This window comes from Dyadobacter sp. 32 (assembly GCF_902506755.1).
Lineage (GTDB): Bacteria > Bacteroidota > Bacteroidia > Cytophagales > Spirosomataceae > Dyadobacter.
Window position 1 is genome coordinate 5120624 of sequence record NZ_LR735258.1, and the last position, 14088, is coordinate 5134711.

Annotated in this window: 12 protein-coding genes and 1 tRNA gene; 12 read left to right on the plus strand and 1 reads right to left on the minus strand. The window is 43.8% G+C overall.

The annotated features are described in order from the left end of the window. Positions 1-6: 6 nt before the first annotated feature. The 6 genes from DYADSP32_RS20975 to ftsZ are packed head-to-tail and all read left to right on the plus strand — an operon-like array spanning position 7 to position 7333. The gene (locus DYADSP32_RS20975; protein WP_149240927.1) at positions 7-1161 is read left to right on the plus strand and encodes an FtsW/RodA/SpoVE family cell cycle protein; all 1155 of its coding nucleotides are present in this window, start codon (positions 7-9) and stop codon (positions 1159-1161) included. 7 nt (positions 1162-1168) lie between these two features. Continuing rightward, positions 1169-2269 (plus strand): undecaprenyldiphospho-muramoylpentapeptide beta-N-acetylglucosaminyltransferase, encoded by a 1101-nt coding sequence (gene murG / locus DYADSP32_RS20980; protein ID WP_149240926.1) that lies wholly within the window; start codon positions 1169-1171, stop codon positions 2267-2269. Positions 2270-2302: 33 nt separating this feature from the next. Then, entirely contained in the window at positions 2303-3694 is a 1392-nt protein-coding gene (murC, locus tag DYADSP32_RS20985; protein ID WP_149244735.1) for a UDP-N-acetylmuramate--L-alanine ligase, read from the plus strand. A gap of 32 nt (positions 3695-3726) precedes the next feature. Then, positions 3727-4503: a cell division protein FtsQ/DivIB gene (locus DYADSP32_RS20990; RefSeq protein WP_149240925.1), complete on the plus strand. Its 777-nt coding sequence runs from the start codon at positions 3727-3729 to the stop codon at positions 4501-4503. A gap of 15 nt (positions 4504-4518) precedes the next feature. Further along, positions 4519-5868, plus strand: a complete 1350-nt coding sequence (gene ftsA, locus DYADSP32_RS20995) for a cell division protein FtsA (protein ID WP_149240924.1) — start codon at positions 4519-4521, stop codon at positions 5866-5868. Between the two features lie 25 nt (positions 5869-5893). Then, positions 5894-7333, plus strand: coding sequence for a cell division protein FtsZ (gene ftsZ / locus DYADSP32_RS21000; protein WP_149240923.1), 1440 nt, complete (start codon positions 5894-5896; stop codon positions 7331-7333). Between the two features lie 39 nt (positions 7334-7372). On the opposite strand, the gene DYADSP32_RS21005 is transcribed toward ftsZ, so the two are convergent. Then, positions 7373-7912 carry an NAD(P)H-dependent oxidoreductase gene (locus DYADSP32_RS21005; protein ID WP_149240922.1) on the minus strand — a complete coding sequence of 180 codons (540 nt, stop codon included), beginning with the start codon at positions 7910-7912 and terminating at the stop codon, positions 7373-7375. A gap of 253 nt (positions 7913-8165) precedes the next feature. Between DYADSP32_RS21005 and accD the strand changes: the two genes are divergently transcribed. The 6 genes from accD (at position 8166) to DYADSP32_RS21035 (ending at position 14052) form a co-directional block, all read left to right on the plus strand. Then, positions 8166-9008: an acetyl-CoA carboxylase, carboxyltransferase subunit beta gene (accD, locus tag DYADSP32_RS21010; protein WP_149240921.1), complete on the plus strand. Its 843-nt coding sequence runs from the start codon at positions 8166-8168 to the stop codon at positions 9006-9008. 141 nt (positions 9009-9149) lie between these two features. Then, entirely contained in the window at positions 9150-9608 is a 459-nt protein-coding gene (gene smpB / locus DYADSP32_RS21015; protein WP_149240920.1) for an SsrA-binding protein SmpB, read from the plus strand. Between the two features lie 152 nt (positions 9609-9760). Further along, a complete protein-coding gene (locus DYADSP32_RS21020) occupies positions 9761-10279 on the plus strand; it encodes an HNH endonuclease (RefSeq protein WP_149240919.1) in 519 nt (172 codons plus the stop codon). A 245-nt stretch (positions 10280-10524) separates the two neighbouring features. Next, entirely contained in the window at positions 10525-12348 is a 1824-nt protein-coding gene (rpsA, locus tag DYADSP32_RS21025) for a 30S ribosomal protein S1 (RefSeq protein WP_149240918.1), read from the plus strand. A gap of 83 nt (positions 12349-12431) precedes the next feature. Next, positions 12432-12505: transfer RNA gene (locus DYADSP32_RS21030), tRNA-Cys, on the plus strand. 269 nt (positions 12506-12774) lie between these two features. Then, complete coding sequence (locus tag DYADSP32_RS21035) at positions 12775-14052, plus strand: c-type cytochrome (protein WP_149240917.1); 1278 nt, start codon at positions 12775-12777, stop codon at positions 14050-14052. Positions 14053-14088 lie beyond the last annotated feature (36 nt).

Sequence of the window (14088 nt, forward strand, 5' to 3'; positions counted from 1 at the left end):
AAGGAGATGGAGTCAATGCAAAAGTTCAGGGAGGACACCCAGGCATGGTTCTCCAAAAATCTGAAGGGTGATCCATGGATATGGTTTGTCTGCATTGTGATGTTGCTATGGAGTATATTGGTGGTTTACAGTGCCAGTGTTAAAGATGCCTACAGTCAGAAACAGGGCGATACAGAATCGTTTCTCATAAAACATACGGCCTTGTGTTTTCTGTCATTGATGATCATGTTCTTTGTTCATCGCATTCCGTATATCAAATTTGTTTATGTAACCAGGCTGGCGGTATACAGTGCTATTATCCTGCTTATTTTCACACTGTTCTTTGGCAGATCGGTAAATGAAGCTGCGCGATGGATTGAAATTCCTTTCATTAAGCAACGTTTTCAGCCATCGGAGTGGGCCAAGGTGGCTTTGGTATCGCATTTGTCTCTGATTCTGGCGCGGCATATCAAGGGTGGATGGAACCCCAGGGAGCTGTTTATGGAACCCCTCGCATTTGTGGGTATTGTATGCGGGCTGATTTTTGTTAGCAATGTTTCCACTGCTATAATGCTGGCAGGTATTTGTTTTCTTCTGATGTATGTGGGCAAGGTTCCCATCCGTTATTTGTTTTTTACGGCCCTAGGCCTTGTATTTTTTGCCTCTCTGGCTATCTACCTGAATTATACCCAGAGGTCAGGTACCGCCCAGGTTAGGATGATGGCGTTTTTCGACCGGGACAAGGTCGTATATCAATCGCAGCAATCATACATTGCTATGGCCAGGGGCGGATTGTATGGGGAGGGTGTGGCCAAGAGCCGGCAGCGGCGCTTTCTACCCGAGCCTCAGAAGGATTTTATTTTTGCTATTGCGGTTGAAGAATATGGAACTCTTGGTGGGGTTACATTAATCATCTTTTATCTGATCATTTTATACAGAGGGTTGAAAGCGATAGAAGTCACCAAAAGACCTTTTGGAGGACTGCTATCTGCCGGATTAACTTTTATTGTGGTAAGTCAGGCGTTTTCAGCTATGGCAGTGACCGTCGGGCTCGTTCCGGTTACCGGGCAAACGCTGCCATTTTTCAGCCAGGGGGGGACCTCCTTACTTTTTACAGGGATTGCTATGGGTATGATTCTCAGCGTAAGCAGGGGAGAAAATTTGGAAGAAAAGAGAATCTAGCTGAATTATGTCTAAAAGGATAATCATTAGTGGAGGCGGAACCGGAGGACATATTTATCCTGCCATAGCCATTGCACATGCACTCCAGAAAATCGATCCGGAGATTGAGATTTTGTTTGTGGGTGCGCTTGGTAAGATGGAGATGAAGAAAGTGCCGCGTGCTGGATTCAGGATTGTTGGACTTCCTATTGTGGGTATCAAAAGAGAATTGTCGCTTGATAACTTAGCATTCCCTTTCAAACTCTTTAGAAGTCTTTTGGAAGCCAGAAAGGTCATCAGGCAGTTTAGAGCGGATGTCGCTGTGGGAGTGGGTGGATTTGCAAGTGGTCCGATGTTGATGGTGGCATCGATGATGGGTGTACCCATACTTATCCAGGAGCAGAATTCTTATGCCGGCATAACCAATAAAATTTTATCGAAAAGGGCAAGCCGGATATGTGTTGCCTATCCGGGAATGGAAGCTTTTTTTCCAAAAGAAAAAATTAAGTTGCTGGGTAATCCGGTGCGCAACGATATCGTAGAGGTGTCTTCCAAAAGAGAAAAAGCATTGGTACATTTTTCGTTCCGGTCAGACCTTAAAACGCTCTTTGTAATGGGCGGGAGCTTGGGTGCCAGATCAATTAATATGAGTATCAACAATGGACTGGACAAACTAATCGCCGCCGGTTACCAGGTTTTATGGCAAACAGGTAAGGGATTTGTAGATCAGGCTCAGGCTACCATTAATAAGCTGGGAACAGACCGTGTAAAGGCTTACGAATTTATCTATGAGATGGACCTTGCCTATGCGATTGCCGATGTTGTTGTATCACGAGCCGGGGCATTATCGGTTTCAGAGCTGTGCCTTGCTGCGAAACCGGCCATTTTAGTGCCTTACCCGGCAGCCTCAGAGGACCATCAAACGAAGAACGCGTTGAGTCTTGTAGAGCAGGATGCCGCTTTAATGATCAAAGATTCTCAAACATCCCATGATTTGATTCCTGCCACTTTGAGCTTGCTGGACGATATGGTAAAACAAGAGGAACTGAAATTCAATATAAGGAAACTGGCCAGGCCAACCGCAGCCACGGATATTGCGGCGGAAGTTTTAAAGTTGGCTAAAGGGTGATTTATAAATAAAAATAATAGAACGACTATGTCATTGTCAATGACGAATTGGAAATACATCTATTTTGTGGGAATTGGGGGCATTGGCATGAGCGCTCTGGCCCGTTGGTTCAGTGCGAACGGATTTATTGTAGCAGGGTATGACAAAACTTTAACTCCATTGGTCGAGGCACTAATTTCGGAGGGGATATCTATCAATCTGGAAGACGAGGTGTCCAATATTCCGGAAGCGTTCCGTGAAGAACCCGATCAGACGCTGGTAATTTATACCCCGGCTGTTCCAGTTCATCATAAACAAATGAACTTCCTCAAACAGCAGAATTTTATGATCCTGAAGAGGTCTCAGGTTTTAGGTATGCTCACTAAAAATCTGAGAACTGTCGGGGTTGCCGGTACACACGGAAAAACGACTACCTCGTCGCTTGTGGCGCATATATTACGGGAGTCGGGTGTAAACAGTACGGCTTTTTTGGGTGGCATAACCCAAAATTATGGTACTAATTTATTATTGAATGAGCCAACAGACAATCTGGAAGAGGTGATCTGTGTGGTGGAGGCCGATGAATTTGACAGATCGTTTCTTACCCTTTATCCGGAAATTGCCATCGTTACATCCACAGATGCGGATCATTTGGATATCTATGGCAAACACGAAGCGGTACTGGAGTCATTTAGGGAATATGTAAGTCAGATTGATCCGGAGGGTGTTTTATTCATGAGGGCAGGGCTCTCGGTGGCTTCGTCGACACAGGCAAAGGTTTATACTTATGCCCTTGATTCCGGTGACTATTACGCCCGGAATATCCGGATTGAAAATGCACGCTTTGTCTTTGACATGGTGTATCCGGATGGTGAAATAACGGATATTGCCATGCGGATTCCTGGCTATCATAATATAGAAAATTCAATAGCCGCAAGCGCGGTAGCGTTGTATCTGGGCGTGCCCGGAGAAAAAGTGAAGTATGCGCTTGAAACTTACAAAGGAGTAAAAAGAAGGTTTGAATATCAGGTGGAGTCCGCAAATGTGGTTTTCATTGACGATTATGCGCATCATCCCACCGAGATTGAAGCTTTTTTATCTTCGGTTAAGGCACTATATCCGGGAAGGCACATTACGGCAATATTTCAGCCACACCTGTTTACCAGAACCCGGGATTTTGCAGCGGAATTTTCAAAAAGTCTGTCACTGGCCGACCGGCTGCTATTACTAGAGATTTACCCTGCTCGTGAGCTTCCGATTGAGGGTGTGAATTCCGACATGCTTTTAGAGAAAATAGAGCTATCTGATAAGCAAATAATTGAGAAAAATGACCTTCTGAGGTGTTTAAAAGGGCTTGATCTGGATATCGTGGTTACGATTGGGGCGGGTGATATCGATACCCTCGTCCTCCCGATTAAGGACCTGTTGCTGAACCCCATTAGCTAATTATTAAGGTATGCATTTTTAATATTACTAAGATGTTACGTAAATTTGATTATTCATGGCGGTGGTTTAAGCGTAGTTTGTGGCTCATTCTTCCAATTACGGGCATTGGAATGGCTGAAAGTCATTTGGGACGACAAAGGTGTAAGAATCTGATTATTTCTATTGAGGCAGATTCGGGCGCACGTTTCCTAAATCAAACGGATATTCAGATGTTACTGACAGAAAATGGTGGAGATCCATTGATGGGTAGCAGGTTGGACGAAGTTTCATTGAATGATCTTGAAAATAGGGTTAACAGAAATAAGCTGATAAAAAAATGTCAGGTCTTTAGGGACCTAAAGGGCAACCTGGTGGTGGAGGTAGAGCAGGAAAAGCCGCTTGCCAGGTGGATAAACACATCGCGGGATGGAGAATGGCGGAATACGGACGGATACTATATCAGTGATGAGGGCGTTTTTTTTCCTTTGTCCGATAGTTATTCGGCCCGGTCGTTGCTGGTGACTGGTTCTTTTTTTAGTAAGGCAAAAAATTTGAAGAGCAAAAATGGAGAAGCGATCATGGAACTCATGCGGTTTCTGAACACGGATCCTTTCTGGAGGGCTCAAATTGTTGCTTTGGATGCGGATAATGAAGGCGAGGTACATGTCAGAACGGTTCTGGGAGACCAACTTGTAGAATTGGGGACAGCAGAAGATTATCAAAGGAAGTTGGATAAACTAAAACTGTTTTATAAAAAAGTTTTGGTTCAGGATTGGAGTAGGTATTCAAAGATTAGTGTAAAATTTCGAGATCAAATTGTTTGTGAATAGTAGTTCACTATATGTATGGCACACGATAGTATTGTAGTAGGGGTAGACATTGGTAGTACAAAAATCGCTGTTGTTGCGGCACAGGGAAGAGCGAACGACAGCCGTTTTGAGAACATCGAAATATTAGGATTCAGTGAAGTTCCGGTGCCCGAGGGGGCTGTCATAAATGGATCAGTTGAAAATATAAAACAGGTTGGTAAGGCTATCAGAGAAGCTCTGGCAGAGGCTTCAGTACGGTCTGATCTCGATATCGGGGTTGTGAACGTAAGTTTTAGCGGATCACATGTAAAGGTTTTGGCTCAGAGCGATGGTGTGATCCGGCCTTCTGCGTCAACAGGGGATGAGGTTACCCAGAGAGATGTAGATCAGCTGGTAGATGATATGTACAGGGCCAGGACCGAGACCAACTACGATGTACAGCATGTGCTCCCCATGGAGTTTGTGGTAGATAATGCCATGGGCGTTCGGGAGCCTGTGGGCCGCACGGGCATTAAGCTTGGGGGGCATTTTCTGATTGTTTCTGCAAATAATCAATCTATTCAGAGGACCAACAAGAGCCTGCTGGAAGCAGACCAAAATCTTAAATCAGACAAGCTGATTTATGCACCACTTGCAACCAGTCTTGCCGTACTGACCGAAGCTGAAAAACGCGCGGGCATTGCCATGATCGACATTGGTGATCACACCACAGATCTTATTATTTTCAAGGATGGTATTATCAGACATATGTCCACTTTCCCCATTGCCGGCCGGCACATCACCAACGACCTGTCGATTGGATGTGGGATACAAGTGGAAAATGCTATCCTGCTGAAAAAGGAATTTGGTGCAGCGCTGTCAGAAGAAATACCTTTGAATATCGAGATCTTGGTAAATTTCCTGGCAGGCAGGAAGCCCAAGCAGGTGCTAAAGAAAAATGTAGCGCTGATCATTGAGGAGAGGTTAAAGGAAATAGCTGCCATGGTGTATGCTGAAATTTCGCGACTTGGATTCGAGGAAAAACTCCTGGGCGGGATTGTGCTTACAGGAGGAAGTGCCAATATCCCTGATATAGAGAATCTTTTTGAAAACGTTACCAATATGTCGGTTCGTGTTGGCTTGCCGGACAGGCTTGCTCATACGGCGAAGGCCGATGCGGTCAGCAACACCTCTTTCACAACAGCCATAGGGTTGGCCTGGGCCGGGATCAGATCTATTGACCACCGGGTAAAATCAGTGTGCAGACCTAAAAATGGCCATGTGGTAGCAACGGTAAAAGAGCGTGAAGTGAAGCCCAACGACACAAGGGATTTGCCCAAAAAAGGAGGGAATTTCTGGGATTTTCTGAATAAGAAAGATGACGAAGGAGATGGAGGGGGTTACTGAAAAAAGACACTAATATCAGCACTACATGGATACTAATTTTTTTGAATCTCTAGAACAGGACTACATAGTGAACGAGATCGTGAAAGACCAACCAATCAGCCAGGGGGAGCCTGCTATTATTAAAGTGATTGGCGTAGGTGGCGGAGGAAGCAATGCCGTGAATTACATGTTTGAGAAAAAGATCAAAGATGTAGAATTCGCTGTTTGTAATACGGATCGTCAGGCGCTCGCTAAAAGTCCTGTTCCGGTAAAGATCCAGCTCGGAGCCTCGCTTAGCCAGGGGCTTGGTGCCGGTATGGATGTGGTAAAAGGAAAGGAAGCGGCCCTTGAGAACATAGAGGATATTAAGGCCTTACTTGGGGGGGCTACCCAAATGATCTTCATCACCGCCGGTATGGGAGGTGGAACGGGGACAGGAGCAGCACCGGTGATCGCCCAGTTGGCGAAAGAGATGGGCAAGCTTACTGTTTCCGTTGTTACGGCCCCTTATACCTGGGAGGGATTGGATAAAAAGGAACAAGCTCTTGAGGGTATTGAACTGCTAAAGAAATATAGCGACACAGTCCTGGTCGTTTTGAATGATAAGCTGGAGGAGCTGTTTGAGGACATGACTATGTCGCAGGCATTCGCAGAAGCGGATGGTATACTTTTGAATGCTGTAAAAAGTATTTCCGAAATTATCACAACGAACGGAAATATTAATACTGATTTTAAAGATGTTGAAAAAGTATTAAAATCTGCCGGCCAATCTGTAATGGGTACTTCTGAGGCCGTAGGTGCAGATCGTGCTAAAATTGCCATTCAGGAGGCACTGGACTCTCCCTTACTGAATGACAGGGATATCAAGGGAGCCAAAAGAATACTCGTTACCCTGGCAACCAGTACAGAGTTTGAGGCAACGATGAAGGAACAGCGCGAGATCTGGCGTTTTGTGTTATCACAGGTTGGTGGTGAGGCCCGTATGTTCAAGCTGGGCACTATTACTGATGAGTCTCTGGGTAATAAGCTTCGGGTAACCATTGTAGCGGCAGGCTTCGACAGTATGGAGTCTCCCTTGCCAGGTACAGAATTGAACAAAAAATTGATTGCTGATAAGCAATCATCGCAGCTAACGGACCTTACAGATCCGGCCCTTACGGGGGAAGAAGTTGTTGAAGAAAATGAGGTTGTACTAACGGCGGAATTAGAGGAAAGTACAGCTACGGGAACCATTAGTATAGACGCCATACCCGAAGTGGAGCCCGTCGAGTTGTTGCAGGCAAACATTGTTAATATTGATCATGAAATTGACCATAATTTTATGAAAGAGGAAGATCATAGATTGGTCAACCTGATTAACGCGTTCAAGGATGGTTTGGTTAAATATTCCGACCTGGAGGGCCCTGCTTATCGCAGAAGTCGTCTGGAATTGTGGAAAAAGCCGCCAATACCCTCTTCGGAAATGGAGCAGCACTGGCTAAAATAATATCTGGGGAGCTTTTAGCTCCCCTATTTTATGATGCGCCTAAAAATTAATCATCTTCTGGGCCTGTATTTCAAGCAACTCTTTATAGAGCGTGTTTGAAATGATTCCCTTATCGAAATAGGATTTGATTTCAGCCAACTTTACGCGTAAGGACAGCGTATCCATGCCCAAATAGCTAAATACATCGTTGAGGTGGCTCAGAGCCAGAGCAGCCCCCTGCTTATTGGAAGATATTCCCACCAGTGCTGCTTTTTTATTGGAAAAGCTATTGGGGTAGGGCAATCCATCTATAAAGGCTTTGAGTACTCCAGGATAAGAACCATTATATTCGGGGACAATAAAAACAAATTTTTCAGCTTTTTCGAGGAGCTCCTTGAGGGAGTTGAAGGCCTCATTTTTGCCCGCGTTGTGGTACAATGCCGAAACTGTAAAGTCGTGAGGTAACTGCACCAAATCCAGAATGACGCTCGAAACATCCATCTGCTCTAACAGATTTTGGTAGTATTCAGCAATTTGGCCCGACATAGAATTAGGTCTGTTGGTGCCGACAATAATAACGATTGGAGAATTGGGAGTCATATTTTTTGAGCCTGCCTGAACCCGGTTTTATAAATGAAAAGTCAGAACATGCTCTGTTAACAAATTTTACCAGCTTTTGTTCTGCATGGGTCACCGCTTATTGATGCCGGACAGCCAATAAAATAGCAATAGTCGTGTTCCCTTCGGCTATACCCAACTATTATTAGTATATTTGGCCCCAATATTCATAATAAAATTATTATAACTTCCTGTTTTACAGAGATTTGTTAAATATATTAACCCACTAAAATATATGTCCTGGTTTATTCGGAAAGAAAAAGGTATCAATACGCCCACCGAGATGAAACGCGAAGCACCGGATGGGTTATGGTATCAGTGCGTCAATTGTAAGAAAATTACTCCTACTCGTGAACATAAACTGAATGCTTACACATGCCCGCATTGCAATTACCATGAAAAGGTGGGATCTGATATTTATTTTGAATTGCTTTTTGATCAGAACAAATTCACAGAGCTTGATGAGAATCTAACTTCTGGTGATCCGCTCAATTTTGTGGATACCAAGGCTTATCCCGACCGCATCAGGGCTACAATGAACAAAACAGGCCTTAAAGATGCTGTAAGAACGGGTCATGGTAAGATGAATGATATGCATATTGTAATTGCCTGCATGGATTTTAATTTTATTGGCGGCTCCATGGGATCTGTGGTGGGAGAGAAAATTGCCAGGGCCATAAACTATTCCATTAAGCACAAGTATCCATTTTTGATGATATCCAAATCGGGCGGAGCCCGTATGATGGAAGCCGGATTTTCATTAATGCAGATGGCAAAAACCTCGGCCCGGCTGGCGCTTCTGTCCGAAGCCAAAATTCCATACATTTCTTTGCTTACCGACCCTACCACGGGTGGCGTCACGGCGTCATATGCCATGTTAGGAGACTTCAATATTTCGGAGCCCGAGGCATTAATCGGTTTTGCCGGCCCAAGGGTCATTCGCGAAACGATCGGGAAGGATCTTCCAAAAGGTTTTCAGAGTGCTGAATTTGTTTTGGAACATGGATTTCTGGACTTCATCGTTGATCGCAAAGATTTGAAAGATAAACTGACCAGCCTGCTCACCATGCTTCGGTAGAAAGTCTGAAATATTCTTAACAATTCTCCTGCTGGATTTTGTGGTGACCGGGGTGTCTTTCCTTTGTAGTAATTCGCTAGCAGACAGCAGGAGTGGAGGTTATGGTGGTCGTTATTATTACAATCTTTTGAAAAAGATAGAATGTCAGAGAAAATAGTAAAAAAAGTAGACATTAAGAACAGGCGTGCTTCCTTCGAATATTTCTTTTTGGATGAATATACAGCGGGTCTTTCGTTGACAGGAACAGAAATAAAATCGATACGCCAGGGTAAAGTGAATTTTCAGGATGCCTATTGCCTCTTTATGGATGGAGAGCTTTACATCCGGAGCCTGCATATTTCTCCTTACACTGAGGGCACCCATTACAACCATGACCCTATGCGCGACAGGAAATTGCTGCTCACAAAAAGGGAAATGAGAAAACTCAGCGAAAATTTAAAAGATCAGGGGCTTACTATCGTGCCTGTTCGGCTGTTCACAAGCGAACGGGGCTTTGCTAAATTGAATATCGCTCTTGCCAAAGGAAAGAAATTGTACGACAAGCGTGATTCTATTAAAGAGAAAGATCTCAAACGCGAAACAGATCGCGCGAATTACTGAGGAGCGATGAATACGAGCTCCATGGAGGCTTGCTACTTTTGAAAAGGGATATTTGTTCTTCAAAAGCAGTCATTTTTAATAATTTATGAATTTGAACGAGCTTTATTTTAGGTAAAATTCCTATATTGTCGGAACTAATACCTTGAAAGCTTATGGGTAAAGTACTTGTTCTGAATCAGGATTACAGTGCATTAAGTGTCTGCACCATTCCTAAGGCATTTTTATTAGTTTATATGAATAAGGCCGAAATGCTGGCCGAATCTCCTGAGCATTTTCTGCGGACTGTAAGTGAACAATTTCCAGCTCCTATTGTGATCCGTCTCAATCATTACATTAATCTTCCTTACCGTGGCGTAGTAATGACCCGCCATAATATTTTCAAAAGAGACGGTAACCGTTGCCAGTACTGCGGCACACATGATCATCTCACTTTGGACCATGTTATTCCAAAATCCCGAGGTGGAAAAACGACCTGGGATAATCTGACAACAGCCTGTAAGCGTTGTAACTCCAGAAAGGGAGATCACACCCCGGAGGAAGTTTCAATGCCTTTGCGACAACGACCGTTCCGGCCTTCATTTCTGATGTTCATTCGTGATTTTTCTGGTTTGGCTGACTCCGAATGGTTGCCTTACCTGGGATCTAAGGAGAGAATTCCAAGTATCCGTTGAGCAGGTGGTTTAAAAAGGTATGGTTTTTATATTATTTTCCCTTTATTCCTGACAATTTCAATGGGCTTGTTCAAGGCGACAACTTTCAGGCAGATTGGTGTTGCCTTTTTTTTGTTGCTCCACCTCTGGAAATAATACGAAAAAGACGTACCTTTGCGCTCTGTTTTTTAAAAATATTGTTTCTCACTAATTTTCAGTCGATTAGCTCGATGACTGATGTATTACAAGGGCGCTGATACGGATTTATGTCTAATGTAAAGCAAATTCAAGAACTTCCCGAGTTTGATTGGGACAAAGCAGCTGACAAAGGTTTCGGAACGGGGTATTCTGCCGCAGACCGCAATCGTTTTGAGCAAATGTACGATACCACTGTTTCTCCTGTTCAGGAAAAGGAAGTGGTTAAGGGTGTAGTAGTAGGTATTACTGATCGTGAGGTGATTCTAAACATTGGCTTTAAGTCCGATGGGATTGTTTCATCAAATGAATTCCGCGATCTGCCAGGATTGAAGATAGGAGACGAAGTAGAGGTGTATGTGGAAAACCAGGAAGACCAGCATGGTCAGCTTGTGCTTTCACGTAAAAAAGCGAAAGTGATTACTGCCTGGGATAATATCCAGAAATCGTTTGATGAAGACGTGGTTATTGATGCCAACGTGAAGAGGAGAACGAAAGGTGGTCTTATTGTTGATATATTTGGTATCGAAGCTTTCTTGCCGGGTTCACAGATTGACGTGAAACCAATCCGCGATTTCGACATTTTTGTTGGAAAGCGTATGGAAGTGAAGGTTGTGAAGATTAACTACGCAAACGATAACGTTGTAGTTTCGCATAAGATTTTAATTGAAAAAGACCTAGAAGCACAACGTCAGCAAATCCTGAATAACCTTGAAAAGGGTCAGGTTCTTGAAGGTGTGATCAAAAACATGACCAACTTCGGTGTGTTCATTGACCTTGGTGGTGTAGATGGTCTGTTGCATATTACAGATATTTCATGGGGTCGTATCAACCACCCATCTGACCTGCTTGCCTTGGATCAGAAATTGAACGTGGTTGTTCTTGATTTTGATGAAGAGAAAAAACGTATCTCTCTTGGCTTGAAACAACTTCAGTCTCACCCATGGGATTCTCTTGCAGAGGAAATCCAGGTTGGATCGAAAGTTACAGGACGGATTGTTAATGTTGCTGATTATGGCGCATTCCTTGAAATCAAGCCGGGTGTTGAAGGTTTGATCCACGTTTCGGAAATGTCATGGTCGCAGCACCTGCGTAACCCACAAGAGTTTATGAACGTAAATGACGAGATCAGTGCGGTGGTATTGACTCTTGATCGTCAGGAACGTAAAATGTCTCTTGGTATTAAGCAGTTGACGGAAGATCCATGGACTCAAACCATCCTCAAGGATAAGTATGCGATCGGAACTCGTCATAAAGGCGTAGTTCGTAACCTGACCAATTTCGGCTTGTTTATCGAATTGGAAGAAGGAATCGATGGTCTTGTTCACGTGTCTGACTTATCATGGACTAAAAAGATCAAACATCCTTCGGATTTTGTGAAAGTAAATGATGAGCTGGAAGTTGTAGTACTTGAGCTGGATGCTGAAAATCGTCGCCTTGCTTTGGGTCATAAGCAGCTTGAAGAAAACCCGTGGGATACTTTTGAAACCATCTTCGCGGTAGGTTCTGTACACAGATCGACTATCGTTGGAAAAGGAGACAAATTTGCTACTTTGGAATTGCCTTATGGAATTGAAGGTATTGCAGCAGTTAAAAACCTTGCAAAGGAAGATGCTACGTTTGCCGAAGTGGGCGAAAGTCTTGATTTCACCGTGCTTGAATTTTTGAAGGATGAGAAAAAGATTGTTCTTACGCATTCAAAAGTGAAGCCAGCGGCTCAGGTTGCCGATGAGAAGAAGGAGGAAAGAGCTCCTAAGGCATCTGCTTCTAAACCAGCTGCTTCTGCCAACGAAAATTCTACGAAGGAAGGTGAAAAATCTACCTTTGGTGATCTTAGTGTTCTGTCTGCTTTGAAAGAACAGTTTGAAGAAAGTGAAAAAAAGGAAAAAAAGTAGTTAGGATTGAGGAGTAGAATAAAAATTTAATACTTTTGCACCGGGTTAGCGGTAAATAAGCAATTACAACTAACCCGGTACATGGTTCCGTGGCCGAGCGGCTAGGCAGAGGTCTGCAAAACCTCGTACAGCGGTTCGAATCCGCTCGGAACCTCCAAATGCAGGACACGTCTACCCTTAAGGGTGGCCGATGAACGTCTTAAAAATTACCATTTAGGGAGAGGTCGGACAGGTTTCTTTTTAAATGGTATTTTTTTGCTAAAACCTTGTAATACAATAAGTAATGTCTGTTTTGCATCCTTCGATAACAGGGATAAATTAGAAAAATTATAAATAAGAAGCGCTACCAAAATAACGCCCAAATACTTTTGTGGATAAAAAATCGTACACTAGTTTTGTCTGTTGAAGAATAATGAAAAGTTGATTATGAATATACCATTCCAAAAAGTCTACAAGTTTTGTTCCTTCCTTCCCAGCTCAAAAACACTCCTTGCTTTTGCCCTAACGCTCTTGTTAAGTTTACCCGGTTTGGTACACGCGCAAGATAGTACAGCAGCAGCGCCGGCAGCGGGTGGGGGGGATGTTGCAAAGGGAGAATCAATATTTAAAGGCAGTTGTGCACAATGCCATGCGGTAACCGATGAAGTGATCGTGGGGCCGGGACTAAAGGGTGCAACCACAAGAAATAATATGGCATGGCTGACCAAATGGGTTCGCAATTCTCAGGCCATGATTGCGGCAGGTGACCCTTACGGAGTAGCCTTGTACAATAAGTTCAACAAAGCTCAGATGACAAGTTTCCCCAACTTGTCGGAGGAAGACATTAAAGGAATATTTGCTTACGTAGACCAGGCGGCTACAGCCGTAGCGGCGCCTGCTGCTGGTGCGGCACCTGTTGCGTCTGCCGGAAGTCAAGAGAGTGGGCCGTCAGATCTTTTCATGATCGTATTGGTGGCATTGGTGGTGGTTATGCTTTTGGTATTGGGTGTACTGGTAGTAATTGTATCGCTATTATCTAAGGCGGTTACAGGCCAGGTTGCCGACGACAACAAGGGTGACTTCATGACTCGTCTCGGGAATTCATTCAAGAATATCGCGGGTGACCCTGCAATTCGTTCCGCTGTAATGTGGGTGTTTGTGTTAATGGTTCTTAAAGCGACAATTGATGGTGCGTATAGTGTAGGTGTTCAGCAAGGGTATGCGCCGAAGCAACCGATTACTTTTTCCCATAAGCTTCATGCAGGAGAGTATAAGATAGACTGCAACTATTGCCATACTGGTGTGAACCGAGGAAAATCAGCACACATTCCTTCGGCAAACATTTGTATGAATTGCCACGGTGTAATCAAAAAGGAATCTCCTGAAATTCAGAAAATATATACCTCTATTGAGAATAACCAGCCAATAGAGTGGGTTAGAGTCCACAATTTACCGGATTTGGCGTATTTTAATCATGCTCAGCACGTGAATGTAGCAGGTTTGGAATGTGAGAATTGTCATGGGGATGTTGCAAAAATGGAAGTTATACAGCAGCGGTCCTCCCTTACCATGGGTTGGTGTATCGACTGCCACCGGAAAACTGACGTAAACACGAAGGGAAATCAGTACTATGACAAATTGGTTCAGCTTCACGGGTCAGAAAGTAAAGAGGCATTAAAAGTCGCAGACATCGGTGGTTTGGAATGTTCAAAATGCCACTACTAATCACAAGAAATTAATACAGGAATACAACTCATTTGT

Bases quoted from the DNA above. Each gene is read 5' to 3' on its own strand.
- DYADSP32_RS20975 (WP_149240927.1), top strand. From the start codon at position 7: ATGGAGTCAATGCAAAAGTTCAGGGAGGACACCCAGGCATGGTTCTCC.
- murG (WP_149240926.1), top strand. From the start codon at position 1,169: ATGTCTAAAAGGATAATCATTAGTGGAGGCGGAACCGGAGGACATATT.
- DYADSP32_RS20990 (WP_149240925.1), top strand. From the start codon at position 3,727: ATGTTACGTAAATTTGATTATTCATGGCGGTGGTTTAAGCGTAGTTTG.
- ftsA (WP_149240924.1), top strand. From the start codon at position 4,519: ATGGCACACGATAGTATTGTAGTAGGGGTAGACATTGGTAGTACAAAA.
- ftsZ (WP_149240923.1), top strand. From the start codon at position 5,894: ATGGATACTAATTTTTTTGAATCTCTAGAACAGGACTACATAGTGAAC.
- DYADSP32_RS21005 (WP_149240922.1), bottom strand. From the start codon at position 7,912: ATGACTCCCAATTCTCCAATCGTTATTATTGTCGGCACCAACAGACCT.
- accD (WP_149240921.1), top strand. From the start codon at position 8,166: ATGTCCTGGTTTATTCGGAAAGAAAAAGGTATCAATACGCCCACCGAG.
- smpB (WP_149240920.1), top strand. From the start codon at position 9,150: ATGTCAGAGAAAATAGTAAAAAAAGTAGACATTAAGAACAGGCGTGCT.
- DYADSP32_RS21020 (WP_149240919.1), top strand. From the start codon at position 9,761: ATGGGTAAAGTACTTGTTCTGAATCAGGATTACAGTGCATTAAGTGTC.
- rpsA (WP_149240918.1), top strand. From the start codon at position 10,525: ATGTCTAATGTAAAGCAAATTCAAGAACTTCCCGAGTTTGATTGGGAC.
- DYADSP32_RS21035 (WP_149240917.1), top strand. From the start codon at position 12,775: ATGAATATACCATTCCAAAAAGTCTACAAGTTTTGTTCCTTCCTTCCC.